Origin of the sequence: Anaerococcus vaginimassiliensis (assembly GCF_900626155.1) — a bacterium.
Lineage (GTDB): Bacteria > Bacillota > Clostridia > Tissierellales > Peptoniphilaceae > Anaerococcus > Anaerococcus vaginimassiliensis.
In genome coordinates this window covers 1,713,879-1,738,757 of sequence record NZ_LR130844.1, presented here as the reverse complement: position 1 = coordinate 1,738,757, position 24,879 = coordinate 1,713,879, and the positions used below count along the sequence as shown (strand labels likewise).

Sequence of the window (24,879 nt, the reverse complement as noted above, 5' to 3'; positions counted from 1 at the left end):
TGGGAGATGTACTATCAAGATCATCTGGAGAATTAAAAAATATTATAGTTGAGCAAGTTGATTCTATGGAAACATCCCTTGCCCACTTAGTGCCAGAATTTACGGCAAATTTAGTAGGACCTATTCTATTGTTTATTTACATGTTTACACTAGATTGGCGTTTAACTTTATTATCACTAATTCCATTTGTGGTAGGAATGGCTACCATGATGTCTGTTATGAATGCTCATTATAAGGAAATGTTTGGAAAGTCAGTTGCTATTGGTCAACACATGAATAATTCTATTGTCGAGTATATAAACGGTATTGAAGTAATCAAGACCTTTAATCAAAGCGAATCATCTTATAAAAAATACACTGATGCAGTTTATGACAATGCAAGCTTTTATTATAACTGGATGGGTGAATCTATGAATAGGGTTGCCATAGGTAGATTACTTTCTCCTATGGGAATTATTACCATCATACCCTTTGGGATTTTATTTTATATAAATGGAAGTATTGATTTAGGAAATTTAATTACCTTAATCGTCTTATCCTTTGCTACGGTTTCTAGCATTTTAAAAATCATGAACTATATGGACGACATGTCAAGAATATCAACTATAACTTCTGAAATAGGAAAAATTTTAAATTCAAGAGAGTTAGAAAATGTTGACAAGGGAGAAAAAATAGAATCCTATAATATAGAACTTCAAGACGTAGACTTTTCTTACGATGGGAAAAAGAAAGTTATTGATAATCTTTCTATGGAAATAAAAGAATCTAATGTTTCAGCCCTCGTTGGTCCTTCTGGGTCAGGCAAGTCCACAATAGCAAAACTTATTGCTGGATTTTGGAATGTAGATAAGGGATCTATTAAAATTGGCGGAGTAGAAACAAAAGATGTGTCGCTCGAAAACTTGTCTTCACTTATTTCTTTTGTATCCCAAGACAATTTCCTCTTTGATATGACTATAAAGGAAAATATTAGGCTTGGAAATAAGAATGCCTCTGACGAAGAAATTATAGATGTATGTAAAAAATCTGCCTGCCATGATTTTATTATGAATCTATCTAATGGTTATGATACAAGAGTTGGCGAAGGTGGAGGTCATCTATCTGGAGGAGAAAGACAAAGAATATCTATTGCTCGTGCCATGCTAAAAAATGCACCAATCGTAATTTTAGATGAAGCAACTTCTTATATAGATCCTGAAAATGAAGCTCTCATACAAAACGCCTTGGCAAATCTAGTTAAGGGTAAAACTTTAATCATAATTGCTCATAGGTTAAAGACAATTGTTGATGCAGATAGGATATTTGTTATTAAAGATGGTAAATTGGATTCTTATGGAAATCATAAAGAACTATTAAAGTCATCAGAGCTTTATAAGGAAATGGTTGATGCCAATGTAAGGGGTGATGAAAATGCTTAAGGTGTTTAAAAAGATATGGAATTTTTCTAAGGAAGAACAAGCAAATATTAAAAAATCTATTCTGGCTGGATTCTTTCATGCAGTATTTAATGCTCTACAATTTGGTGCAATTTACTATATGTTGGTAAATATACTCTCTAAAACTTTAGACTATAAGGCTATCTTTATTTGTCTTGGAATATTAGTTATATCCCTTGTTGGAAAGATAATGACACAAAAATCATCACAAATGGCACAAACACACGCTGGATATTTTATGGCAGCCCATAAGAGAATAGAAATAGGAGAAAAAATAAAAAGAGTTCCTATGGGTTTCTTTTCAAGCTTTTCACTAGGAAGATTAACTACTATTGCTACATCTTCACTTTCCCAAGCAGAAATGTGGGTGCCTATGCTTTTGGTTCTTGTACTTGGTGGAGTTTTAAATACTTTAGTCTTTGTCCTTGGAACTTTAATTTTTAACGTAAAAGTAGGACTGGTTGCTGTAGCAGGTGTGATAGTATTTTTCATCGTTACATCAATGATGGAGAAAAAATCATCAGCTAATGCAGACAAAATGACAGAAACACAAACAAGACTTACAAAAGAAGTATTAGCAACTTTACAAGGAATGCAGGTTATAAAATCCTATAATCTTGGTGGAGAAAATAACAGAGCTTTAAGAAAGTCTATAAAAGATACATCAAGAATACTCTTAGACCTAGAAAAATCTGTAGCACCATACACAGTTATTCAAAGAATTGTAATGGGAATAACAACAGTAGCTATGGTCTATGTATCATTAAAATTAAATTTATCTGGTGAACTTCCACTTGCTGAAACAATTCTTATGATTATAGCATCATTTATTATCTTTGAAGGCTTAATCGGGGCAGGATCAAACATGGCAATCCTAAGAGCTTGCGAAAATGCCATAGATTCTGTAGGTTTTATAGACTCAATGCCTGATATGAGAGAAGGAAGTATTACAGAGTCTATAAAAAATCACAACATAGACTTTAAAAATGTATCATTTTCCTATGATGATAGACCAATTTTAAAAAATGTATCAGCAGAGATAAAAGAAAATACCATGACTGCCATAGTTGGTCCATCTGGATCTGGTAAGACTACATTTTGTAATCTCATAGCAAGATTTTGGGATGTAAATTCTGGCGAGATTTTAATTGGTGGAAAAAATATAAAGGACTATAAGATAGAAAACTTAATGAATTCTATTTCCATGGTATTTCAAGATGTATATCTCTTTGAAGATACGATTGAGAACAATATAAAATTTGGAAAACAAAATGCAAGCCATGAAGAAGTTGTAGAAGCTGCAAAAAAAGCAAGATGTCATGAATTTATAGAAGCTTTACCAGAAGGCTATGACACTATCATCGGAGAAGGTGGAGCAAGTCTATCTGGTGGAGAAAAACAAAGAATTTCCATTGCAAGAGCTATGCTAAAAGATGCAGACATAATTATCTTTGATGAGGCAACTGCAAATATAGATCCAGAAAATGAAGATAAACTTAAAGAAGCAATAGAATCATTAACAAAAAATAAGACGGTAATTATGATTGCCCACAGACTAAAGACAATTAGAAATGCTGACCAGATTTTAGTCTTAAAAGATGGAGAAATAGTAGAACGTGGAAATCATGAAGAACTGATTAAAAATAATGGACTTTATTCTGACCTTATAAATGCAAAAGCTAAGGCAGAATCATGGAAGTTAAATAATTAATAGAAAGAAATATTTAAAGTCTTTGAACAGGAAAAACATTTAGAGCAGGTGGACAAGAAAAATCACTTGCTCTTTTTTTTCGTCACTAAATCAAGATGGGAATTTTAAAGATAATCTAGAAGATGAAAATGTTGATGTAGAAAAAGTTGTCGCAACACAAATGATGATTGAAGCATAAAAAATGTATCAACCCTTACCCTTTTATCAGGATTTAGGTTGATACACAAAATTATTTACAGACCCCGTTAATCGTATATTAAGTTATTCTTCTAATTTTTTAGTATCATCTTCTAATTCCAAGAATTTATCAAAATCACTTTTGTAGAGTCTATCTTGTATAATTCTATATTTTTCAAACTCACTTTCTGCGTGCTTTTTTGCAAGAGCTGCAGATACTTTTCCTGAATCGTTTAGAATTTCTTTATCCCATAATTGCAAAAATCCATTTAATCTTTTTTCCCAATCTTCCATAGTCATAGGGATATGTCTTTCTGCTTGCAGTTCTGCCATATCCAAATATGATGAAACAATTCTTTGCATTTGATTTAATTCTTCTTCGTTTAGATAATTCTTTGCAACTACTACATCATATTTATGAATTTTTGAATTTGGAGAGCCTTCCCAAGTAGTAAGTCCCATATTTTTAGTTTTGTGATTGGCTCTATCTACAATTAATTCGGCTGCAGTTTTTCCATGAATTGCATAGTGCAATTTGTTTTGAATAGCTGCAAAAAATCTTTTTGTTGCTTTTGCAGATGGATCATAATCTAAAGATGTAGCATAAATATCTGTGATTTTTTGATAGAATCTTCTCTCAGATAATCTAATCTCACGAATTTTTACAAGTAATTTTTCGAAATAATCTTTGGTAAGTTTTGTGCCAGAATTTTTGAGTCTTTCATCATCCATTGCCCAACCTTTAATTGTGAAATCTTTTACAATTTGGTTTGCCCACTTTCTAAATTGGACTGCACGTTCGTTATTTACTTTAAACCCTACTGCAATAATTGCTTGCAGATTATAGTGCTTTGTTTCCCTTGAAACATTTCTAGAACCTTCTTTTTGAACTATTAGGAAATTCCTAATAGTTGCTTCTTCTTGTAATTCACTATCGGCATAGATTTTTTTAAGATGTTCATTTATTGTGGCTACATTAACATCATAAAGAGCTGCCATCATCTTTTGAGTAAGCCAAATATTTTCATCTTCATATCTAATTTCGATAGCTTCCCCATCATCACCATTAGCTGCAATAAAAGTCAAGTATTCAGCAGCGGAAGATCTGATTTGAAGTTCTTTTTTATTATGATTTTCATCTTTATTTTTATCCATTTCTTTACTCATAATTTCCTCCAAGTATAAATTTCATTCTACCTTTAAACACTGGAATACTAATTAAGAATACAATTACATAATGTATAAAGGAATTTATCATCATATTTTTTGTTATTGGTAATTGATGATAAGTTTGACCTATTATTTTAAAAGCGGTTAGCGTGCTTGTTATAAAATCAAGTGCCAACCATAGGGCAACTGATGATCCTATAAAAGCAATTATATAGTTTAAAAGTTTACTGATTTTTGGTAGCTTTTGATTTATTAAAACTAGCAATATTCCATAAATTATTACTACTGTAATTGAAAGGGGAATAGCTAATTTGTTATCTAGTTTATCTTTTATGGATATATAAAATCCTAAACCTACAACTATAAAATCAATCAAAAATGCTGAGATTTTTACAGAGTAGGTAGAGATGAGATAGTAGAAAACTACTCCAGAAAGGATTAATAAAATATATCCTGCAATAAAAATTCCCATAGAGTCTCCTAATAATAATCATCATGTTCAGGGCGATAGTTTTTAAGAAAATCTCCCTGAGGTATATTAACATTAACTGGTTTATTAAACTTGCCCATTTTTGCTAACTCAGAAATTTTTAAATTTAGTAAATTTATATCTACTCCTAACTTTCCAGCGATTTCATAATCACAAACTTGATCATTGATATTATCGAAGACATCTTCATCACTTATTAATAAATGAGCTGCAAAAATATTAGCTTCAGTTTCAAATTTATTTGTAGGGTTTAGCACTGTTTGGTCATGAAAAGCTCCTCCACTCATACAATAATCTCTGTGAAGTTGATCGTGACCTAATTCATGTGCTAATATCGTTTTTCTATTAAAATTTGTGTTGCTACTGATAAAAATAAATCTGTTCCTTTGAATATAATGGTACATTCCTAAAAATATTTCTGTTTTAGGTAGATATACCAGGTTAATATTCAAAGCTTCTATTAATTCTATAGGATCTCGTGTCTTATATTTTTTTATAAGTCGATTAACCTTATCATATATATAGCGATTCATGCTCATAAAATCACCTAATCTTTTTTCTTACGACCGTATTTCTTGTTTTCTCTTTTAGCCTCCCAATAAGCACGAGTAATAGCTTCAAAAGCAGCATCTTTATCTTCGTCAGAAATTTCTCCACCAGCAAATAAAGAGCTTAGACCTTCTGTTAATGCTCTAGCTTTTTCTAATTCTCTTTTACCACCCATGTTATAAACTCGATTTAAAAACTCGTCACTTTCTTCTAAAAGATAGTTGTAATCACAGTCCATAACTTCAGCTATTTTTTTGTAAACCTCGACATCTCTTGGGTATCTTTCTCCGTCTTCATAATGTACAAGAGTTCTTGTACTTATTCCTATCATTTTTGCAAAGTCTGCTTGACTTAACTTTTCTTTTTCACGAAAATCCTTTAATCTATCCGCAAAAGCCATAATTTTAACCTCCTGTACTAATGTGCATTTATAACTTTTAATACGAACAATAGTGCTTGAATTATTTTTCAATTTGAGATATAATACAAACTGAACTTATATTCATATTATAGCACAAACATTCAAGTTTGTAAATAAGTTGTATTGGGGTGATTAGATTGAGAATAAGTAAAACTTTAAAGAATATAATGGACATGTATGCAGATAGTAACTTGAAATTTGAAGAGATTAGTTCAGCTGCAAAACTTATTTTAAGTTTATATAGACAAGTTACCTGGGCAGTAGATAGCAGGGCAAATTTTATGATGTTTGAGAGTAAAGAAAACTATGGATCAACTTCAGAATCTGCTTACTTGTATCTTTCCACATTTGCTCCAGAAAGAGTTGAAGAAAAGTTTAATAATAGAGTATCCAATGTAATGGATAGTAAGCTTATGCTTTTAATAATTTATGATGCCTGTGTTAGGCTAAAAGTTTATCCAGAGTATGGAGAAATCTATCATAAGATTATTTATAACTACTACATTTCTGAAAAAAAGATTACTGATGAAGCTTGTATGAGAAGTGTATCTTTAGAGAGAACTGCTTATTATCAAAGAAAGAAGGAAGCCATTGCATTGGTTGGTGTAATAATTTGGGGTTATACTTTACCAACTGCTATTAGTCAACTTGAAGACGGTCGTAGCATTGATGATATAATGAACATCTAAAAAATTAAAATTAAGACGAACTTATTGCGTACTATTTCCGAATGAAAAAAGTACCATATACGAATTTTATGTGTACTTAAGTGCATATATAATATCCATGATGGGTGATTAGCACCTAAATTTAATATTGGCATTCATTGACTGAAAGAATTTATTTTCTTTCGGTCTTTTTTTATGCCCAGGAGAATATATGCAAAGAATTAGAAGTCCTCCTTGTGTGAATTTCATTTTCAAACAAAAGAAATTCGTGTCAACAAGGAGGAAAAATTAATGGACAAAGAATATTATTTATTTGTAGAAGGAAAGAAAGTAATAGTTAGCAAGGAAGTGTATCTTGCCTATCATAGTGAATTGAATAAAGAGAAATATCAAACGAGAAGAGACAGGATAAATAACTGTTTCTTTTTTTGTTCCTATGATCATGATGGTAATTTTGAAGAAAATTTAGAAGATCTGGAATTTGATGTTGAAAAAATTATCGAAACAAAGGAAATGATTGAAGAAGTAAGAAGAGCTATTTCTAAACTCAATCCTGCTGAAAGAGACCTAATAGAAAGTCTTTTTTATAAAGAAGAAACAATTAGAGAAGTAGCTGCTAAACTGAATATTTCTCATCCGTCTGTTATTAAAAGGCGTAATAAAGTCTTAGAAAAATTAAAGGAAATGTTAGAAGACTTTTAGATGACAGTTACCAAGAGGGTCTAATTTTCACTGTTACTTATACAGTGGGAATTGGACCTTTTTATATAACCAAATTTATTTTTGAAAATTGGTTACCAAGAAAGACTTCTTTTCACTGTTAAGTATAAGAGGGTGATTTTAACAATTTTGTTTCATCAAGATAAGTATTTTCTGATGGTCAAATATTAAAAAGATTAATAGCTCTCGATAAATTTTGAACCTTAACAATTGAATAGACCAAGACAAGACATTAATCATTTTTGGAGCGTGATAACTTATCCGCCAAGATCTTTCTGCTGAATAATTCGGCAAAACAAGTACTGCTAAGCTAAAAGCAAGGGAAGAAGAAAGGGAGCGATAAGTAAGAGTTTGAATATAGGGAGGGATACCCTATTCGCTATGAAGAAAATGAGGATAATGATACTTCTAAGGTTGAAGCCGGCTCATCCTGAACAGAGGCGGAGGTGAGATTCCTATGTTGCTAATCCAAGGCACTTGTCAATGTCAAAAAACTTTAATTTTATATTGTGAGGTAAAACCTATGAATGCAAAAGAAAAGAAGAAATATAAACCTAAAGAGCAAATATCAAAAGAAGATTATTCTAAAAAAATTACTTACACTCAAAGTGATAAAGAGTCCCTCGACTTACTAGATATTGTTGAGCTTTATTTATGTAGAGCTTGTATAAGACTATAAGCTGGGGTGCTGACTTAAAAACTTGGGTGCGGTAAAATATAAGTGGTAGAAGAACTCCTTAATGACTATTTGCCCAAATACAAATTAAGGAGGTTTTGTGATGGAAAAATTTGCTTGTATGTATCTTCGTTTATCGAGAGAGGATGGAGATAGCTCAGAAAGTAATTCTATTTCAAATCAAAGACAGATTATCAAATCATATGCAAGGGACAATGATTTTAAAGTTGTTGCTGAATATGTAGACGATGGCTTTTCAGGATCTAATTTTGACAGACCAAAATTTAAGAAGATGATTCAAGATCTTGAAGAAAAGAAGTTCAAAACAATTATTGTGAAGGACTTATCCCGTTTTGGGAGAGATTATATCGAATCAGGTAAATATCTACAAAAGATATTTCCAGAAAAAGGTATAAGGTTTATATCCGTAAACGATAACTATGACAGTGAAAATGCAGATGTAAGCGATACACACTTAATTCTTCCAATAAGAAACTTTATTAATGATTCTTATTGTAGAGATATTTCTATGAAAGTTAAATCTTCAAAAGAGATCAAAAGAAAGAATGGTGAATTTATTGGTGCATTTGCTCCTTTTGGTTATAAGAAGGATAGCAAAAACAAACATAAGTTAGTCGTTGATACAGAAGTTTCACATATAATTGAAAGAATCTTCAATATGAAGATAGACGGTTATTCGTCTAAGGCTATTGCAGATTTTTTAAATAGCATAGGTTGTGTAACACCATCTAAGCATAAAGAAAATTCTGGTGATAATCATACTACTGGTTTTATTGTTAAAGACTCTAAATGGGATGCAAAAATGGTCAATAGGATTATTACAAACAAGGTCTATATTGGAGTGCTTGAACAAGGAAAAACTAGAAAACTAAATTACAAGTCTAAGAGAGAAGTAGAAGTAAATGAAGAAGATTGGATTGTAATAAACGACTCTCATAAGCCTATTATTTCAAAAAGCATTTATGCTTTGGCTAATAAGATGATGCTTCGAGATGTAAAACAATCGGCAGATATACCACACATTTTATCAGGAATGCTTTATTGCAAAGATTGTGGATCTTCAATGGTTAGAAGAAAGGTTAAGTCCAAGAATGGATATAATATTTTTTATATTTGTTCTCACTATAATAACAAAGGAGATTGCACAAGACATAGTATAAAAGAAGACTATCTACTGGATATGACTCTTTTTGCACTTAAAGATTATTTAAAAAAATATAATGAACTACTAAGTCAAGTTAATAAGTTAGATGTATCAAAAGTAACATTTAACATTGATTTTGAAAGCTTAAACTCAGAAAAAAGAAAGTATGAAAGACTTAGACAATCTTTATATATGGACTTAGAAGATGAACTTATAACTTCTGAAGAGTTTGAAAGGTTCAGAAAAAATTATCTTATTAAAATCAGGGAAATAGAGAAACAAATTGCTACAAAGAAAAATATACTTGCCAATTTGCAAGAAAAGATGAAAAACAAGGATAGTTTGGTTTCCGAAATTGTTCCCACTGATTTAAGCAGTCTAAATAGACTAACAATTGTATCTTTTATAGATAGAATTGAAATCGGAGAAAACAATGAGATTAATTTTGTCTTTAATAATTTGGAAACAGTTAACTTACTGAAGACTCTTATAAAAGAAGAAAGTGAAAGCAAGTCCGAAGTAAAGAAGAATTTGATTTCAATAAATAAGGTCTTTGGAAATGCTCTTGAAAATAAGACTCCAATGCAATTAGCTGGAGGTGTTTTATAATGGCAAGAACTTCCAAAAGATATATTGAAAAGAAAAGTGAAAAGACAGAAAGAAAAGTCTTTAAGGCCGGAATTTATACAAGACTATCTAACGAAAGAACAGAAGAGTGGAGAGAAAAATCATACTCAATAGAAACTCAAATCCTGTCTTGTAAAGAATATGCATTAAAAGAAAATATAGATGTTTTAGAAGTTTACACTGACTATGAATATAGTGGGACAAACTTTGAAAGACCATCATTTCAGAATATGATGCAAGATATTAGAGATAGAAGAATCAATTGTATTATTATCAGAGATTTATCAAGACTTGGAAGAGAATATCTTGAGATGGGAAGATTAATTGATAAAGTTTTTCCATTTTTAGGTGTTAGATTTATTTCAGTTAATGATAAATTAGACACAGTTAAAGAAACAGACTCAAAGAAATCTTTTGAGGTTACTCTTAAAAATATTATCAATGATATGTATGCTAAGGATATTTCAGTTAAGATAAAAACCTCAAAACACAATAGAGCAAGAAACGGATACTTTATAGGTTCTGTTCCACCTTATGGATACAAGATTAAAAAATCTAAAGAAGGTCAAAAACTTGTAATTGATGAAAATGTTAGATTTATAGTTGAAGAGATGTTTGATTTAACTCTTCAAGGCAAAAGCCAATATGAAGTCGCAAAGCATTTTAATGAAAAAGGCTATGCTCCTGGAATGATTTATTATAAAACAGGGAGAGTTTATAGAGAAGGTAATGATCCTGAATGGAATAAAGGAACAATTTCTAAAATGCTTACAAACCCAGCTTATACGGGAACTTTAGTACAAGGAGTTAAGCAACAAAATCTTGCAAAAGGAATTAAACAACATTTTGTAGACGAAAGTCAGTATATAATTTGTGAGAATGCACATGAAGCAATCATTTCTAAGGAAGTTCACGAAAGAATCTTACGAGAAAGACGAGAGAGAAAGAAAAATCATGTTTTCAGTTCGCCAATGCACAATTTTGAAAATAGGGACTATGAGAACAGATTTAAGGGTCTTGTAATCAACAATAATACTGGCAAAGAACTTAATAGAAGAACTCGTATCTATGGTAAAAATAAAGATAGACTTTACTATTCATTTCAGAATGAGAGATTTAGTGGAAGTATAAAACCTGAAAAATCAGTATTCATTATGGAAAGAGATTTAGATCAGTCTATTAGTGACAAGATTTCTGAGTTTATTATGAAGACAACTAGCAAGACAAAGTTTGTTAATCGAATTAAAGCTAGATTTAATAAAGCAATAGATACTTTTAAGAAAGACATTGAAAATCTTAAAAGAAAAAATCTAAATGAAGAAAATATCATTCAAAGAGCTTATGAAGAATATAGTCTAGGGAAGATTGACAGAGATGAGTATCTATTAAGAAGAGAGATTGCTCAAAGTCATATGTCTACATTTGATAACGAGATTTCAGCAATTGAAGTTAATATATCAAAACTTAAAAAAGAAAGTTCAAAATCAACAAAATGGATAAATGATTTATATGCTTCAAAAAATTTGGAAAAGCTTCCTGGCGATTTAATCCATAGCTTGATTGAAAAAATAATAGTTTATGATAAACACGAATTTGAAATAGTCTTTAAATTCAATATAGATAATTTAGTAGGAGGAACAGACGATGAGTAAGATTGCTCTTTATATTAGATTATCCGTTGAAGATATGATAAAGACTGATGAGAGTGAAAGTATCATAAACCAAAGAGCATATCTAAACGATTATCTCGATAAAAACGAAGAATTTAAGAACTTCACAAGAGAAGAATATGTCGATGATGGATATTCTGGAACAAATGAAAATAGACCAGCCTTTCAAAGAATGCTTGAAGATGTAAAGAAAAATAACATCCAGACAATAATTGTAAAAGACTTGTCCAGATTTATGAGAGATTATATAACACTTGGAGATTATCTTGAAAATATATTTCCATTCCTAGGAGTAAGGTTTATCGCCATAAACGATGGCTATGATAGTGACAAAGAAAAAGGAAATGGAACAGATTTAGATATTCAATTTAAGGGACTATTATATGATTTCTACACAAAAGATATTTCTGAGAAGGTAAAGTCATCTATGACCACACTTAAAAAGCAAGGAAAGTTTTTAGCTTGGAGTCCACCATTGGGATATATGAAAGATCCTAATGATAAACATAAAATCATAGTTGACGAAGAAACTGCTTGGATAGTAAAGAAGATTTTTAAACTTGCATTAGATGGAATATCTTCAAGAAATATAGCTAAGATATTAAATGAAGAAAAAATTCCAACACCATCAAAAAGAAAGAGCGAACTAACCAATCTTGATTTTGAATATTCAATTATTAGGACTGCGAAAAAACCTAGACCAACTTGGACTAATGGCAATGTAATAGATGTATTAGCAAATGAAAATTATACTGGAACTTACACCTTCAATATGCAAGATAAGTCAGTGTTAAATCCGTCTTCTTTTAAGTTTAAACCAAAAGAAGAATGGGGAAGAGTTGAGAATAACCATGAAGCTATTATATCTAAAGAAGACTTTGAAAAAGTTCAAAAGATTAAAGAGAAGAATCTGTTTATGAAAGGTAAGAATACCGATTATGAATGGAGGAAAAAATCTCCACTACAAGGTTTTGCAAAATGTCCAACTTGTAACCACATTCTAGGATGTACTCAATCTAAAAGAAAACGACAAGATGGAACTATAAGAGTCCACACATATTTTACTTGTAGGATATGTAAGTGTAATAATGTAAAACACAAGAACTCAAGAGCAGGAAGCCTTGAAGAGCAAGTATTTGAAGCAATAAAAGAAAAATATGGTCTAGAAGATTCAAACAAAGATGAAAAAATAAAAGTTAAACCTATGGAAAAATCTATCGAAGATCTTGAAGCTAAGAAAATGCAAAATTTTGAGAAGTATAAATTAGGCAAGATGAATAGACAAAAATTCATCGACTCTAAAAAATTGATAGATGAAGAAATACGAGCAATAAAAGAAAAAATACAAAAAGCAAAAGAAGAAAAAGAAGTAATAGACAACACTAAACTTACCAGAGAATTGATGGAGAAATATATAGATTCAGTATTCTGTGAAGGAAACGAAGTGTTGAACATAATATGGAAGTAGCGAAGGGGGTGAGCAATCACTCTCTTTTAAATAAGATAAAGAAAGCAAATAATGCGTTAGACAAATTTCTACAAAAATGAAAAATAGTTGACTTTTCTAAAAATATAGTCTATAATATAGACAAATATCGACGGAGGTGTGTGATTGGAAAAGTTAAAAGAAACTATAGCTAACGTGATTGCGGAGGCATTAGAACAAGATTTTTTAGATTGTAAATACAAATTAAACCTAGATTCTCATAATTGCTTAGGAAGTATGAAGTCAGATGTTATCAATACAAAGCTAAAGGAAGTATTAACTTCTGATAATTATATTGTTCATAAATTTAAAAGATATGCTTGGGAAGGAAGATTTATTTTAGATTTAGATACTAAATCTTTAATAAGCATTACAAGCATTTCAAATTTAAATAGAATACCAATAGAGAAAAATCGTAAAGTTCCACATTATATGCAGACAATCTTAAATTGTTTAAATAATGAAATTGAAGCCAATAAACAAATGTCTTTTGAATTAGGTAAAACTTTTGATAATGATGTTTATGAGAAAGATTTTAAAAATATATTTTATGGTATTAATATAGATTTTGAAGAGTATACCTATTATGTAGTAGCGTATGATTATAAATTTAATAAAGTAAGCGAAATGAATTGGTATTTATTAGGAAACCAATTTAACATAGCGGAGAAAGAATCAATAATGAGCTTGATAAGCCCTGATTTCTTAGATTTAACAAGTTCAGAAAATGAATCTGATGATAAATTAATAAATAAAGAAGATAATAAACCTAATAAAGGTATAAGACTAGGATTAAAAGAGAAAAATCTAAAAAAACATGGTTAAGAGGAGTGTAGAATATGAGTTCCAAATTTAATGGAGATAGATTGAAAACGGCTAGAACTTTCAGAGGGATGACTCTAGCTGAATTAGGAGATTCCTTAGATTTGAGTAAACAAACACTTTCGTTGTACGAAAATAATAAGGGAAATCCGGACTTTTCAACAATTATTAAATTATCAAGAACTTTACATTTTCCTATTAATTATTTTTTTCAAGATGACAGTATCAATATTAAGTCTGGTTCTACTTATTTTAGATCTTTAAGCACGACTAGTAAAAAAAGTAGATCTGCAGAAATTACTAAAGTAGAATTTATTGGTGCATTATATGAAGCTCTATATAAGTATATTGATTTTCCACTTTTAAATTTACCTAAAATAGATATTGATAATAAAAATTTATCTGATGAAGATATTGAAAATATTGCTTTGACTATTAGAGAATGGTGGTCATTAGGTAATGGACCTATAAATGATTTACAATATATCTTAGAAGAAAATGGATTAATTGTAACAGGAGTTAGCTTATCTGATAGAAAAATTGATGCGTACAGTCAAATTATAGATATAAATGGTAATGAAACTTATATAATTGTTTTATCTATTGGGAAAAAAGGAAAAGCAAGAATAAACTTTGATTTGGCTCACGAACTAGGACATATTTTGCTCCATCCTTGGACTGAAGACATTGAAACTTTATCTAATGATGAATTTAAAGAGAGAGAAAGGCAAGCAAATAAATTTGCAAGCTCGTTTCTTTTGCCAAAAGAAACGTATTTAAATGATTGTGAAAGATATCCAACTGAGTTGGAATATTATATAAGAATGAAAAAAAAGTGGGGAGTTTCAATACAAGCAATGCTTTATCGAGCTTGTGATTTAGGAATCATAACTAATAATCAATTTCAATATCTAATGCGACAAATAAATAGTAAAGGTTGGAGACAGAATGAACCAGGGGATTTCCCACATGTATTAAATGAAAATATATTTAAAATGGGAATAAAATTATTGTTAGAAAATGATTACTCTAAACAAGATATTATTCATATTTTTGAGGAATCATCAGTAAATCTATTTAGTGATGAAATAGAAGAATTATTAAATTTACCGAAGGGGTATTTAAGTGTTGATGATAATGTTAAGAATAATATTTTAGAGTTGAAACTTAATAAAAATAATTAATAGATTGATATATTAATTATATTTTTAACGGAGCTAGTGAAGGCTCCGTTTTTATAATTTGTAATAAAGCAAATTTATCATAAGCTTGACATGAGAGGGTACGAAAGTAGTGTTGTACCCGCGTAAGCGGGGGTGATCCCGAAGCTGGAATAGAGAATAATGTAAACTTTTCAGTTGTACCCGCGTAAGCGGGGGTGATCCCCTACAGCACTTTCTATATTTTCATCAGGATTTGTTGTACCCGCGTAAGCGGGGGTGATCCTTCCCAAAAAGAAAAGTCCCTGTTGTTGTTATTGTTGTACCCGCGTAAGCGGGGGTGATCCTAGTATCTCCAGCACTAAACTTATACTGTGGATGTTGTACCTGCGCAAGCGGGGGTGATCCTTTCTTCTAAATCTACCTCAAATGCAGTAAAGCGTTGTACCCGCGCAAGCGGGGCTAATCCATAGAGCCTGATATGGTAAGAAATTATGATTTAGTATCTGAATATTCAAAGGAAGTTCAAAGCATATTGAATAAACAAGCCAATATATTAATACAAGCACAAAAGGCAGACTTAAACCAAGATAGGATTGATATGTTAGTAAATAAGATTAGTGAATATGATTCCTTTGAAAAAGGCAAGTGGTTACTAGATGAACCCATTAGAAATTTCACTCAGTCTATAGTCGACGATACTATAAAGAAAAATGCAGACCTTCACTATAAGGCAGGATTAAGACCTAAAATTATTAGGAGAGAAAAAGGAAACTGTTGTGATTGGTGAAAATCTATTGCTGGAGTATATGACTATCAAGAAGTTAAAAATACAGGTAACAATGTATATAGGAGGCATAGATATTGTAGATGCACTGTTGATTATGTGCCGGATAAAAATAGAAGACAGGATGTTTGGTCAAAACAGTGGAATGATCCTGAAAAACGTGATAAAATAGAAGAAAGAAAAGCTATTGCTGCTAGGTCATCTTCTATAGAAATTACAAAAAGAGTCAGAAATGGTGAATTTAATTTAAAATTAAATAAAGATCACTTCGAGAAACACCATGAAGGAAATAGAAGATTTGAAGATTATTATAGATCTAGGATTAAAAAGGGATATGGACTTCAAAGTATCTTAATGATTGATTATGATGAAGCTCAAAGGTTAATTTATGATAATTATGGAAAAGGCATAGTTACTGTTACAAAGGCAGGAAAAGCTAGAAGTGAAGAAGAATTTGATTTTCACAAAGTAATTGGATATTACGTATATGATGGAAAAAAGTATCCTACAACAAAGGGTAGAATAATTTATTCCAAAAAAGGTAGTCATATTATACCAATAAAAGGAGAATATTTTGATTAATTTTGAGAAAGCACAATGGGCTGACAATATAATTGTAATATTAAAAAATGGAGAGAAAATCCAAGGTTCAGGTGCAGGAATTTTAATTGCTGAAGATTTTGATGATTCTGAGTACCAGTATGATACTTTTTATGTCAATAATAGTGTAAAATCAATAGCTTTAAAAATTGAAGATATAGAGGACATAAAAATTATTAAAGCTTGATTTAATTAGTAAAGTGGTAAAAGAAGATGAATAAATCATTATCAGATAAAGAAATAAAGAACGATAACAATGCTATGGTGTATATAGTGGAGGATAAAAAATGAATCTAAAAAAAGAGGAACTTACTGATAAGGAAGTTGCCGAAATAATTGAAGCAAGATATGCATCAGAAAGTCCTAGAAAATTATCGGAAGAAGATAAAAAAGTTGTTGAAGAAAGATTAAAAAAAATTGAAGAATATAGAAAGAAAATGAATAAAGAAAAATAAAGCACAACTAAACTTACAGGTGTAAGATTTTAGAGGTGCTTTTTTAGTACCTAATTTGTAACAGTTCTGAAGGAATTTATTGACAATGCTAGGATTAAGAACGCAGAAAAATAATGAGTTTATCAAGTTTTTTAAATTAGTCCAAGATGAAGCAAAGAAATTAAACAAAGTTTTCTTTTTAGATTTTGGACAGTGTGATGATAAGCTATTTAGTGGAATGGAAGTTGATTCTTTATTTGGCTGGTTGATACCTAATCAAAAAGTAGAAGAGTTTAACTTAAAATTTATGAAAAAAATTAATCTTTCTAAATGGGATGAATATTGTGTCTGGTCATCCCAGACATTAGAGATGACAAATTGAATATAGTTTTTGAATAAAGCACAGCTAAATTTACAGGTGTAGGATTTTAGAGGTGCTTTTTTAGTACAAAAAGGATCAAATATGTCTAAGGATGATTATGATGTTTTAGTGTTTAAGATTATACTTTATTATTATGGAGTATTAAAAAGAGAGACAGCTTATACTGATGTTTCCTTTAAAGCAGCTATTAAATACAAGGATATATCTGAAGAATACCTTAGTGATTTTATTTACATGATCCAAGAAGAATATATTAGTGGAATGGCTTTTGTAAGAATTGTACTCGAGCAAGCTAGATATTTTACGAGAATTGATTTTAGGTATAATAGTATATAAGTAAAATGATTTGGCAATTTAAGATATTTTATATTCTTATTATATTATTTTACGGATTTATTTTGTATTAATATTAGTTTTTTATGTTTCATGGGGGATATATGAACAAGAAAATATATAGTTTGTTATTATTTGCACTAGGATTATTTTTACACTTATATTTTAAGGATAAAAATAATTTTATTGGTATACCAACAATGATTGTAGGATTCTGCTTTTTTATAAACTTGTTAAGATCAAAGGATAATTAGTAGTAATTTGATTAGTTGATAAGTCATTGGTCATGCCATTTACATTTTTAAATAATCAGAGATTATTCAAAATATCTTTTAATGCTATTCTTTTTAATAGTTTTCTTTATTTAATATATTTATGTGATAAAATAATAGGAGAAATATTTGCTTAGGAGACTATATGAAGAAAGATCGCAGGGAATTGATTTTATATGGTAATATCTATAAGGCTATTGCTATAATTTCGATTCCTATTATTTTAAATAACTTTATTCAACAGCTTTACTCACTAGCCGATGCTTTTTGGTTGGGTAAGCTCGGCACAGCGGAGTTTGCTTCGACGTCATTTACTTGGCCGGTAATTTTTTTATTTAACTCAATAGGGATGGGTTTATCTATTGCGGCGGTTTCTCTTATTTCCCAACTTTTAGGTAGGGGAGATCGTGAAAATGCCCAAAAATATACGGATACATTAATCAATATTTCATTTATATTTTCAATAATTTTCACGATTATCGGATTTTTCACTGCTGATTTTATAGTGAAAATGATGGGAGCTAGTGGTAAACTTTATGATTTTTCCGTAATATATTTGAAATATTCGTATCTAGGCACTCCTTTTATATTTTTGTATTTTATTTATTCGGCTGTTTTTAATGCTCAAGGGAAAAATACTATACCAACTATAATCAGCACTACTTGTGTATTATTAAATATGGTTCTAAATCCTTTTTTTATATTTGATAATATACCAATCTTTGGTTTAAGAGGATTAAATATGGGAGTGAAGGGTGCAGCTGTTGCTACAGTAATTACCCAAGCTTTGATGTGCTTATTAGGATTTATCCATCTAAAAATAAATAAAGATGCTATAAAACTTAATTTAAAATCATTTATATACATTAAGTGGGAAAAAAGTGTAATCAAGAGAATTTATTCTATTGCAACTCCAGCTGTTGTTGGACAAATGGGAACTGCCCTTGGGTTTATAATTCTAAATACTTTTATCCAATCATATGGAACTGATACAGTTGCAGCCTACGGCATGGTAAATAGAATTACTGGACTTTTAAATATTCCTCCAGGAGGAATAGGATCTGCTATTACAAGTATAATAGGTCAAAATATTGGAAATAGAAATATAGAAAGAGTTAAGGAGACTTTTATTAAGGCATCGATAATCGTAGGTGTTATGTCTTTTATTATTGCTATATTAGGTTATATTTATAGGATTGAAATATTAGGATTTTTCATAGATTCTCCTGTTGATTCAACACTTATGGTTCAAGCTGATTCTTATATGTCATATACGCTTTTGACATTAGTTATGCTAAATATGTTTTTTATATACCAAGGCTTATTCCAAGGTTCTGGTAATAGCAAGTATTCGATGTTTGTTGATGTCGTAAGACTTTGGGGAATCAGGATTCCGCTATTATTTTTATTTAAACATTTTACTAATCTTGGTGTGACAGGAATATGGATTTCTATGTCAATTTCTAATGTTATTGTTACTTTTATAGCTCATTTCATTTATAAAAATGGAAATTGGAAGAAGGGTTCTTTTTAAAATATTGGATAGGAAAACCCTCTTGCCAACTTTGATAGCAATAGGTTATAATTAATATGAGTAGGAGGATTATTTTGCAAGATTATAAAAGAGTTGTTCTCAAGCTAAGTGGTGAAGCTTTAGCTGGAGATAGAGGCTTCGGCTTTGACGATGATATTATTATAAATATATGTGAAAATATTAAGGCTGTTTCAGACCTTGGAGTTGAAATCGCTATTGTAGTTGGTGGCGGTAACTTCTGGAGAGGTAGATCTGGCAAGGAAATTGATAGAGCGAGCTCAGATACAATAGGGATGTTAGGAACAGTTATGAATGGTCTAAGGGTTCAAGGAACTTTGGAGCAAATGGGACTAGAAACTAGACTTATGACTGCAATTGATATGAAGGAAGTTGCAGAGCCATACATCAGAAGAAGAGCTATAAGACATTTAGAGAAGGGTAGGATTGTAATATTTTCTGCAGGAACTGGTCTACCATATTTCTCAACTGATACAACAGCAAGCCTTAGAGCACTTGAGATAGATGCTGATGTCATACTTCTAGGAAAAACTGGAACTGACGGAATCTATGATAAAGATCCAAATGTTTATCATGATGCAGTTAAGTTTGATAAGCTAACTTATAAAGAAATTCTTCACAAAGAACTAAAGATTATGGATACAACTGCTACATCATTATGTATGGATAATGATATGCCACTATTCGTATTTGGTATTGATGATGCTAGCAATTTAGTAAGAATATTTAAAGAAGAAAGTCCAGTAGGGACAATAGTAAAGGAGAGTTTTTAATGATTTATGAACAAATAAAAAAGCAAGCGCAAGATGAGATGGCTAAGGCGGTAGATTCTTTCGAAAATAGAATAGCTACAATCAAAGCAGGTCGTGCAACAGAAGCAGTTCTTGATGGAATTACATTTTCATACTATGGAACAGAGACACCAATTAACCAAGCAGCAACAGTTTCTGTACCAGAAGCTAGGCTACTAATGATTAAACCATGGGATAAGTCAAATATAGGACCAATTGAAAAAGCTATTTTGAAATCTAACATTGGTATCACCCCTCAAAACGACGGCGAAGTTATTAGACTTCCTTTCCCACAACTAACAGAGGAAAGAAGAAAAGAATATACTAAACAAGTTGATACTTATGCAGAAGATGCTAAGATTGTCATCAGAAATAAGAGAAGAGAAGCAATGGATGAAGTTAAAAAGAGTGAAAAATCTGGAGATGTAACAGAAGACGACAGATACACACTGGAAGATGAAATCCAAAAAATAACTGACAAAAAGATAGAAGAAGTGGAAGCTCTTGCTAACAAGAAAAACAAAGAATTGATGTCAGTATAAATTGAATAAGGCTAGTTTTAAAAGGATAAGTGATTTATTGAATAGGGATATTTTTCCTACTAGAATTTCTAGTAGGATTTTATCCTTGTTCTTAAAGCAATTATCCTTACTTTTAAATTCGGGCATAAGTTTAGACAATGCCCTAAGAATAATAATAGGTCAGAATATAGACAAAAAACTAACGAAGAGCCTAAAAAAAGTTTTAGATAATTTAAATAATGGTCTAAATGCTTATGAATCCTTTTACAAAGAAAAGGAAAGCTTTGATCCTATGCTAATATCTTTTATAAAATCAGGAGAGGAGAGTGGTAGGCTAGGAGATGTATTAGATGAATTTTCAGACTTTTTATTTGTAACAAGTAACAATAAATCTAAAATAAGAGAAGCCTTTATCTATCCCATAGTACTGTTATTAGTTACAATTATAGTGATAGGTTTAATTATAAATTTGGTAATGCCTACATTTATTGCAAGCTTCAAAGATGCGAACATGGTTTTACCCTTATCAACGAGAATACTTATTTCTATAAGTGACTTTTTTAGTGAATACTGGATTTTAATTTTAGCAATGATAGTAACCACTTTTCTAATGCTTGCATTATTTTATAGGAAAGATGATTATAGACTTGCTATAGATTATGCTATATTTAAATATTTACCTCTAAAACGTTTTAGAATGTTAAATGTAGAGTATAAGTTGACATCTCTACTTTATATTTTGAAAAGCGGGGGAATTGATATTATAAAAAGTATAGACATTATAAGTGCATCTTACAGAAATACCTATATACAAGAAAAGTTTTATTACATAAAAAAAGACCTACTAGAAGGAAGGAATCTCTCTGAGTGCTTTGATAGGTCGGAAATCTTTTCAAACATGTTAGTATCAATGTTAGAAATAGGAGAAACTAGCGGTAAACTAGAAGAATCTCTTAAGAAAGCATCAGAATATTATTCGAACGAATATATTTATAAATTAAAGAAATTTTCGAAACTTGCTGAACCAATTTTGATACTAATAATGGCACTTATAGTTGGATTTGTAGTATTTTCTGTGACTATTCCTATGTTTGATTCTGTGAACAGTCTTTATTAAGGAGCATATATGAATAAGAAGAAAAAGGGATTTACCCTAATAGAGTTAATAATAGTAATAGCTATAATTTCAATTCTCGCCGCTATAGCTATTCCTAGATATAATAAGTCTAAATTAAAGGCAGCATACACTGCTGATGAGGCAAACAGGCAAGTTTTAACAACTGCAGCAGAAATGGCGATTGCAGATGGAAATGTTGATAGTTTTCCTTGGGATGATGGAAGTACTACTGATAACGAATACATTGAAAAATGGCCTGAAATTCCAAAAGGACTTGGCCATGATGAAGATAGCTATAGGGTAAATTATGAAAATGGAGTCATAAAAATAGAACCAATAATTACACAGAAAGCTCAAGATTAATAGATGTATTTTATATTTACTATTTATCTGGGTGCAATATTTGGATCTTTCATAAACTTAGTTCAACATAGAAAACTCAGAGGTGAATCTATAATATATCCTAGAAGTCACTGCGAAGCTTGTGGGAAAAATCTTAGCTTTTATGAGCTTTTTCCTATATTTTCTTATATATTACTAAAAGGTAGATGCAAAAATTGTGGTGAGAAGATTGGAAACGAGAGCTTAATTATAGAAATGGCTTGTGGAGTTTTGTCTTTGCTAGCTTTTAGGTATAGCTTTACATTTCAGTCAATTTTAATATTCGCATCCTTAATAATAGGATTGTTAATATCTATTATAGATTTAAAAACAATGGAGATTTATCAAAATCATCTACTAATAATGTCAGGGCTAGGAATAATTTATAGGTTAATCTACATAGGCTTTTCTTGGGACTATATCCTAGAGGTTATTGTATTTAGCGTTATTTACTGGCTGATATTTAAAATATCAAAGGAAAATATTGGAGATGGTGATTACTACTTTTATGTAGGCTTATCTTTATTTTTAAAGGACCGAGTATTTGTACCTTACATTTTTCTATCAATTTGGCTTGGCGCATTGGTTGGGATAATTATTTTAATTAAGGATAAAAGTTTTGGTAGACATATGCCTTTTGCTATATTTATCTTTATTTCTTACGTTTCTATGCTTTCATTAGACGGAAGGTTTTTCTTATGAATATTAAAAAGCGAGGATTCACTCTGATTGAACTACTTGTAACTATTGCTATAATTTCAATTATTTCAACTGTAGCAGTTTTAAGACTCAACATTATCCGAGAAATCAAGATTAAAAATGAAGTTAATACTCTTGTTAATAATGTTTATTTTGCAAAAGAAAAGGCAATGGCAAGTGGAAATAGTGTTATAGTCAAGATAAATAAAGATTACTATACGATTTCTCAAAAAAGCGGGCTTAAGGTAGAGGAAATGGAAGCAAGGAGAGTAAATCTAAATTATCTTAGAAAATATGGTCACGAAACAGAAGAGTTTGAGTTCTTGCCAACTGGTTCTGTAAATGGAGCCGATAGTATAAGATTTTCTTGTGATAATGGTTACAATTATATACTTACAGTAGGTGTAGCAGGAGGATATAGTCATGTGTCTAAAGAAAAGATCGAATAATAAAAAACTTTTAGGTTTTACATTGATAGAATGTCTTATAGCTTTAGCCTTACTTGCAATAATAATAGTCAGCCTAATGCCTTCTCTGTCAAACATTTATAGGTTAGATGTTAAAAATAAAGAAGATACAAGACTTATTTATGCTATGGAAGAAGCTCTTGAAAGATCTAAAGACATGGAAGTTGGAGAAGATATTATTAGGGTAAATAATTTTGATATAGAAGTAAGCGTTAGCGATTACGAGGGTGATTTAAAGAAAATTGTCGTAACATGTGATGGCTACTATTTGGATTTGGTAAAATAAGATGAAGAAAAAAGGATTTACCCTAATAGAATTACTTGCAAGTCTTGCTATAATTAGCTTACTTGTTGGAGCTTTGAGTTTAGTATTTTCTTTTAATTTTAATATTTTAAATTCCTCCTACAAGGAAGAAAAAGAATATAAACAAGCAAGTTTTGCTGCAATGTATATAGAAGAAAAGATAAGAAAAGCACAAAAAATAACTGAAATAGAATCCCTAGACTCTTGTAATTTTATATTATTTGTAGATGGGAGGAAGGAAAATAGTGCGTATTCTCAAATAAGATTTTCCCTAGAAAATAGGAATGGCGAAGAAGAGGGCTATAAGGTTTTATATGCTTATATTGACAATGAAGACAATCAAAGCTTTAAAGAGGGAAAGGTAAGAATTGCTATTTTACGAGATATCTTCATGTATTATGACAAAGAAAATCAAACGATTGAAATAGTAATCAATAATTCTTCTCAGAAGTCTAGGATAAAGACCTTTATAAAGCTTGAGGAGAGGCTATGAAAAAGGGATTTATAAGTATATATGTTTTACTTCTCTTACTTATCTTATCAGTTAGTATAGCCTTTATTAATGATCAAAGTAAAAATAATCATGAAATAAAATCAAGTTTGCTTGATAAAAAACAAGCTACTTACGATGCTGAGTCAAACATTAATATTTATTTGAAGGAAGAAAAAGAAAGTCTTTTAACATACATAAATAATGATTTTGGTAGAGATATATCGACTTTAAGCGAAGAAAAAATAGCAAATTTAAAAAAAGATAGTGTTTATTATAAAAACAATAATAGGAAAATTTATTTAACAAGAGTAAAAGATTTCTACAGGGATGACTTAATAGATGCTAATACGAAAATATATAGAGTATACAATGAATCTGTTTATAAAAGCTCTCTAGGAGAGGCGAGAGCCTATATAAGTGCGAGTATAAACCCTATATTATTACAAAAAAAGCCAATTTCCTATTATGAAAATAAAGAATATATAGATAAGCTTGGAATAAGCGATTATGAAATTTTGGATAATAAAGCTTTTAACAAGAAAAAAGAATACGGTCCTTGTGTCATAGTAGAAGGTGATATGAAACTTACGAAAGATACTAATATAAAAGGAATACTGATTGTAAAAGGAAAGATAGATCACAATGGTAAAAGCCTAACTGTAGATGGACTTTTGGCTTGTAATGGTTATAGTCAAGACAAATTATATTATACAAATGATTGTGAAATGTTTAAAGACAACATAGGAAATCTCGATAGTAAATATAGTTTACAAATAATTAGTAAACAAGCTTACTAAA

General features: G+C 30.2%; 31 protein-coding genes, 1 pseudogene and 1 CRISPR repeat array. Of the genes and pseudogenes, 28 read left to right on the top strand and 4 right to left on the bottom strand.

Annotated features, from left to right (window positions below):
* The 3 genes and pseudogenes from E0D87_RS08560 to E0D87_RS09290 form a co-directional block, all read left to right on the top strand.
* On the top strand, positions 1-1,418 hold a 1,418-nt coding region (locus E0D87_RS08560), incomplete at its 5' end, for an ABC transporter ATP-binding protein (RefSeq protein ID WP_130820201.1).
* Positions 1,411-3,147, top strand: a complete 1,737-nt coding sequence (locus E0D87_RS08555) for an ABC transporter ATP-binding protein (protein WP_130820200.1) — start codon at positions 1,411-1,413, stop codon at positions 3,145-3,147. The genes E0D87_RS08560 and E0D87_RS08555, both read left to right, overlap by 8 nt.
* Positions 3,148-3,156: 9 nt before the next feature.
* Positions 3,157-3,322: pseudogene (locus E0D87_RS09290) on the top strand (sigma-70 family RNA polymerase sigma factor); the annotation flags it as partial.
* 86 nt (positions 3,323-3,408) lie between these two features.
* On the opposite strand, the gene E0D87_RS08550 reads toward E0D87_RS09290, so the two are convergent.
* Genes E0D87_RS08550 through E0D87_RS08535 form a run of 4 tightly spaced genes read right to left on the bottom strand, consistent with a single transcriptional unit; the run spans position 3,409 to position 5,933 of the window.
* Positions 3,409-4,491, bottom strand: a complete 1,083-nt coding sequence (locus E0D87_RS08550) for a virulence RhuM family protein (RefSeq protein WP_130820103.1) — start codon at positions 4,489-4,491, stop codon at positions 3,409-3,411.
* Positions 4,484-4,966 carry a ligand-gated ion channel gene (locus E0D87_RS08545; RefSeq protein WP_130820102.1) on the bottom strand — a complete coding sequence of 161 codons (483 nt, stop codon included), beginning with the start codon at positions 4,964-4,966 and terminating at the stop codon, positions 4,484-4,486. The genes E0D87_RS08550 and E0D87_RS08545 overlap by 8 nt, the downstream gene beginning before the upstream one ends.
* Positions 4,967-4,974: 8 nt before the next feature.
* Positions 4,975-5,523 carry an ImmA/IrrE family metallo-endopeptidase gene (locus E0D87_RS08540; protein WP_130820101.1) on the bottom strand — a complete coding sequence of 183 codons (549 nt, stop codon included), beginning with the start codon at positions 5,521-5,523 and terminating at the stop codon, positions 4,975-4,977.
* An 8-nt stretch (positions 5,524-5,531) separates the two neighbouring features.
* Positions 5,532-5,933, bottom strand: coding sequence for a helix-turn-helix domain-containing protein (locus E0D87_RS08535; protein WP_000852880.1), 402 nt, complete (start codon positions 5,931-5,933; stop codon positions 5,532-5,534).
* 188 nt (positions 5,934-6,121) lie between these two features.
* Between E0D87_RS08535 and E0D87_RS08530 the strand changes: the two genes are divergently transcribed.
* The 25 genes from E0D87_RS08530 (at position 6,122) to E0D87_RS08425 (ending at position 24,878) form a co-directional block, all read left to right on the top strand.
* On the top strand, positions 6,122-6,643 hold the full coding sequence (locus E0D87_RS08530) for a hypothetical protein (RefSeq protein ID WP_341272807.1): 522 nt from the start codon (positions 6,122-6,124) through the stop codon (positions 6,641-6,643).
* Between the two features lie 270 nt (positions 6,644-6,913).
* Positions 6,914-7,324, top strand: coding sequence for a sigma-70 family RNA polymerase sigma factor (locus tag E0D87_RS08525; protein ID WP_130820100.1), 411 nt, complete (start codon positions 6,914-6,916; stop codon positions 7,322-7,324).
* A 475-nt stretch (positions 7,325-7,799) separates the two neighbouring features.
* Positions 7,800-8,021, top strand: coding sequence for a hypothetical protein (locus E0D87_RS09150; RefSeq protein ID WP_207278289.1), 222 nt, complete (start codon positions 7,800-7,802; stop codon positions 8,019-8,021).
* A 100-nt stretch (positions 8,022-8,121) separates the two neighbouring features.
* Entirely contained in the window at positions 8,122-9,792 is a 1,671-nt protein-coding gene (locus E0D87_RS08520; protein WP_130820198.1) for a recombinase family protein, read from the top strand.
* On the top strand, positions 9,792-11,462 hold the full coding sequence (locus tag E0D87_RS08515; RefSeq protein ID WP_130820099.1) for a recombinase family protein: 1,671 nt from the start codon (positions 9,792-9,794) through the stop codon (positions 11,460-11,462). The genes E0D87_RS08520 and E0D87_RS08515 overlap by 1 nt, the downstream gene beginning before the upstream one ends.
* Positions 11,455-12,948, top strand: a complete 1,494-nt coding sequence (locus E0D87_RS08510) for a recombinase family protein (protein ID WP_130820098.1) — start codon at positions 11,455-11,457, stop codon at positions 12,946-12,948. Before E0D87_RS08515 ends, E0D87_RS08510 begins: the two co-directional genes overlap by 8 nt.
* Before the next feature lie 144 nt (positions 12,949-13,092).
* Positions 13,093-13,791, top strand: coding sequence for a DUF5986 family protein (locus tag E0D87_RS08505; RefSeq protein WP_130820097.1), 699 nt, complete (start codon positions 13,093-13,095; stop codon positions 13,789-13,791).
* Between the two features lie 14 nt (positions 13,792-13,805).
* Complete coding sequence (locus tag E0D87_RS08500) at positions 13,806-14,972, top strand: helix-turn-helix domain-containing protein (protein ID WP_130820096.1); 1,167 nt, start codon at positions 13,806-13,808, stop codon at positions 14,970-14,972.
* A gap of 111 nt (positions 14,973-15,083) precedes the next feature.
* A CRISPR array of direct repeats spans positions 15,084-15,417; the repeat unit is 28 nt; unit sequence GTTGTACCCGCGTAAGCGGGGGTGATCC.
* Positions 15,418-15,429: 12 nt separating this feature from the next.
* On the top strand, positions 15,430-15,738 hold the full coding sequence (locus E0D87_RS08495) for a hypothetical protein (protein WP_130820095.1): 309 nt from the start codon (positions 15,430-15,432) through the stop codon (positions 15,736-15,738).
* Positions 15,739-15,834: 96 nt separating this feature from the next.
* The gene (locus E0D87_RS08490) at positions 15,835-16,317 is read left to right on the top strand and encodes a polymorphic toxin type 50 domain-containing protein (protein WP_130820094.1); all 483 of its coding nucleotides are present in this window, start codon (positions 15,835-15,837) and stop codon (positions 16,315-16,317) included.
* Complete coding sequence (locus E0D87_RS08485; RefSeq protein WP_130820093.1) at positions 16,310-16,522, top strand: hypothetical protein; 213 nt, start codon at positions 16,310-16,312, stop codon at positions 16,520-16,522. The genes E0D87_RS08490 and E0D87_RS08485 overlap by 8 nt, the downstream gene beginning before the upstream one ends.
* Positions 16,523-16,622: 100 nt before the next feature.
* Positions 16,623-16,790, top strand: coding sequence for a carboxypeptidase M32 (locus tag E0D87_RS09145; RefSeq protein ID WP_165442739.1), 168 nt, complete (start codon positions 16,623-16,625; stop codon positions 16,788-16,790).
* 85 nt (positions 16,791-16,875) lie between these two features.
* Positions 16,876-17,151, top strand: a complete 276-nt coding sequence (locus E0D87_RS08480; protein WP_130820092.1) for a hypothetical protein — start codon at positions 16,876-16,878, stop codon at positions 17,149-17,151.
* 81 nt (positions 17,152-17,232) lie between these two features.
* Complete coding sequence (locus tag E0D87_RS08475; RefSeq protein WP_130820091.1) at positions 17,233-17,487, top strand: hypothetical protein; 255 nt, start codon at positions 17,233-17,235, stop codon at positions 17,485-17,487.
* Positions 17,488-17,588: 101 nt separating this feature from the next.
* Entirely contained in the window at positions 17,589-17,738 is a 150-nt protein-coding gene (locus E0D87_RS09140; RefSeq protein WP_165442738.1) for a hypothetical protein, read from the top strand.
* A gap of 163 nt (positions 17,739-17,901) precedes the next feature.
* Positions 17,902-19,290, top strand: coding sequence for an MATE family efflux transporter (locus tag E0D87_RS08470; protein WP_130820090.1), 1,389 nt, complete (start codon positions 17,902-17,904; stop codon positions 19,288-19,290).
* Positions 19,291-19,364: 74 nt separating this feature from the next.
* Positions 19,365-20,081: a UMP kinase gene (gene pyrH, locus E0D87_RS08465; protein WP_004835106.1), complete on the top strand. Its 717-nt coding sequence runs from the start codon at positions 19,365-19,367 to the stop codon at positions 20,079-20,081.
* Positions 20,081-20,641 (top strand): ribosome recycling factor, encoded by a 561-nt coding sequence (gene frr, locus E0D87_RS08460; RefSeq protein ID WP_130820089.1) that lies wholly within the window; start codon positions 20,081-20,083, stop codon positions 20,639-20,641. Before pyrH ends, frr begins: the two co-directional genes overlap by 1 nt.
* 37 nt (positions 20,642-20,678) lie before the next feature.
* Positions 20,679-21,737 carry a type II secretion system F family protein gene (locus tag E0D87_RS08455; RefSeq protein ID WP_130820088.1) on the top strand — a complete coding sequence of 353 codons (1,059 nt, stop codon included), beginning with the start codon at positions 20,679-20,681 and terminating at the stop codon, positions 21,735-21,737.
* Positions 21,738-21,746: 9 nt separating this feature from the next.
* A complete protein-coding gene (locus tag E0D87_RS09335) occupies positions 21,747-22,100 on the top strand; it encodes a prepilin-type N-terminal cleavage/methylation domain-containing protein (RefSeq protein ID WP_130820087.1) in 354 nt (117 codons plus the stop codon).
* Positions 22,101-22,103: 3 nt separating this feature from the next.
* Complete coding sequence (locus tag E0D87_RS08445; protein WP_130820086.1) at positions 22,104-22,820, top strand: prepilin peptidase; 717 nt, start codon at positions 22,104-22,106, stop codon at positions 22,818-22,820.
* Positions 22,817-23,266 (top strand): pilus assembly FimT family protein, encoded by a 450-nt coding sequence (locus E0D87_RS08440; protein ID WP_130820085.1) that lies wholly within the window; start codon positions 22,817-22,819, stop codon positions 23,264-23,266. The genes E0D87_RS08445 and E0D87_RS08440 overlap by 4 nt, the downstream gene beginning before the upstream one ends.
* On the top strand, positions 23,241-23,570 hold the full coding sequence (gene comGE, locus E0D87_RS08435) for a competence type IV pilus minor pilin ComGE (protein WP_130820084.1): 330 nt from the start codon (positions 23,241-23,243) through the stop codon (positions 23,568-23,570). Before E0D87_RS08440 ends, comGE begins: the two co-directional genes overlap by 26 nt.
* 1 nt (position 23,571) lies before the next feature.
* Positions 23,572-24,081, top strand: a complete 510-nt coding sequence (locus tag E0D87_RS08430) for a PilW family protein (protein ID WP_130820083.1) — start codon at positions 23,572-23,574, stop codon at positions 24,079-24,081.
* The gene (locus E0D87_RS08425; protein WP_130820082.1) at positions 24,078-24,878 is read left to right on the top strand and encodes a hypothetical protein; all 801 of its coding nucleotides are present in this window, start codon (positions 24,078-24,080) and stop codon (positions 24,876-24,878) included. The genes E0D87_RS08430 and E0D87_RS08425 overlap by 4 nt, the downstream gene beginning before the upstream one ends.
* The last annotated feature ends 1 nt before the right edge of the window (position 24,879 follow it).

Coding starts and splice junctions, on each gene's coding strand:
- E0D87_RS08555 (WP_130820200.1), top strand. CDS start 1,411: ATGCTTAAGGTGTTTAAAAAGATATGGAATTTTTCTAAGGAAGAACAA.
- E0D87_RS08545 (WP_130820102.1), bottom strand. CDS start 4,966: ATGGGAATTTTTATTGCAGGATATATTTTATTAATCCTTTCTGGAGTA.
- E0D87_RS08475 (WP_130820091.1), top strand. CDS start 17,233: ATGTCTAAGGATGATTATGATGTTTTAGTGTTTAAGATTATACTTTAT.
- E0D87_RS08520 (WP_130820198.1), top strand. CDS start 8,122: ATGGAAAAATTTGCTTGTATGTATCTTCGTTTATCGAGAGAGGATGGA.
- E0D87_RS08470 (WP_130820090.1), top strand. CDS start 17,902: ATGAAGAAAGATCGCAGGGAATTGATTTTATATGGTAATATCTATAAG.
- E0D87_RS08550 (WP_130820103.1), bottom strand. CDS start 4,491: ATGAGTAAAGAAATGGATAAAAATAAAGATGAAAATCATAATAAAAAA.
- E0D87_RS09150 (WP_207278289.1), top strand. CDS start 7,800: ATGTTGCTAATCCAAGGCACTTGTCAATGTCAAAAAACTTTAATTTTA.
- frr (WP_130820089.1), top strand. CDS start 20,081: ATGATTTATGAACAAATAAAAAAGCAAGCGCAAGATGAGATGGCTAAG.
- E0D87_RS08425 (WP_130820082.1), top strand. CDS start 24,078: ATGAAAAAGGGATTTATAAGTATATATGTTTTACTTCTCTTACTTATC.
- E0D87_RS08495 (WP_130820095.1), top strand. CDS start 15,430: ATGGTAAGAAATTATGATTTAGTATCTGAATATTCAAAGGAAGTTCAA.
- E0D87_RS08540 (WP_130820101.1), bottom strand. CDS start 5,523: ATGAGCATGAATCGCTATATATATGATAAGGTTAATCGACTTATAAAA.
- E0D87_RS08480 (WP_130820092.1), top strand. CDS start 16,876: ATGCTAGGATTAAGAACGCAGAAAAATAATGAGTTTATCAAGTTTTTT.
- E0D87_RS08525 (WP_130820100.1), top strand. CDS start 6,914: ATGGACAAAGAATATTATTTATTTGTAGAAGGAAAGAAAGTAATAGTT.
- E0D87_RS08430 (WP_130820083.1), top strand. CDS start 23,572: ATGAAGAAAAAAGGATTTACCCTAATAGAATTACTTGCAAGTCTTGCT.
- E0D87_RS08440 (WP_130820085.1), top strand. CDS start 22,817: ATGAATATTAAAAAGCGAGGATTCACTCTGATTGAACTACTTGTAACT.
- E0D87_RS09140 (WP_165442738.1), top strand. CDS start 17,589: ATGAACAAGAAAATATATAGTTTGTTATTATTTGCACTAGGATTATTT.
- E0D87_RS08500 (WP_130820096.1), top strand. CDS start 13,806: ATGAGTTCCAAATTTAATGGAGATAGATTGAAAACGGCTAGAACTTTC.
- E0D87_RS08515 (WP_130820099.1), top strand. CDS start 9,792: ATGGCAAGAACTTCCAAAAGATATATTGAAAAGAAAAGTGAAAAGACA.
- E0D87_RS08510 (WP_130820098.1), top strand. CDS start 11,455: ATGAGTAAGATTGCTCTTTATATTAGATTATCCGTTGAAGATATGATA.
- E0D87_RS08535 (WP_000852880.1), bottom strand. CDS start 5,933: ATGGCTTTTGCGGATAGATTAAAGGATTTTCGTGAAAAAGAAAAGTTA.
- E0D87_RS09335 (WP_130820087.1), top strand. CDS start 21,747: ATGAATAAGAAGAAAAAGGGATTTACCCTAATAGAGTTAATAATAGTA.
- E0D87_RS08530 (WP_341272807.1), top strand. CDS start 6,122: ATGGACATGTATGCAGATAGTAACTTGAAATTTGAAGAGATTAGTTCA.
- E0D87_RS08445 (WP_130820086.1), top strand. CDS start 22,104: ATGTATTTTATATTTACTATTTATCTGGGTGCAATATTTGGATCTTTC.
- E0D87_RS09145 (WP_165442739.1), top strand. CDS start 16,623: ATGAATCTAAAAAAAGAGGAACTTACTGATAAGGAAGTTGCCGAAATA.
- comGE (WP_130820084.1), top strand. CDS start 23,241: ATGTGTCTAAAGAAAAGATCGAATAATAAAAAACTTTTAGGTTTTACA.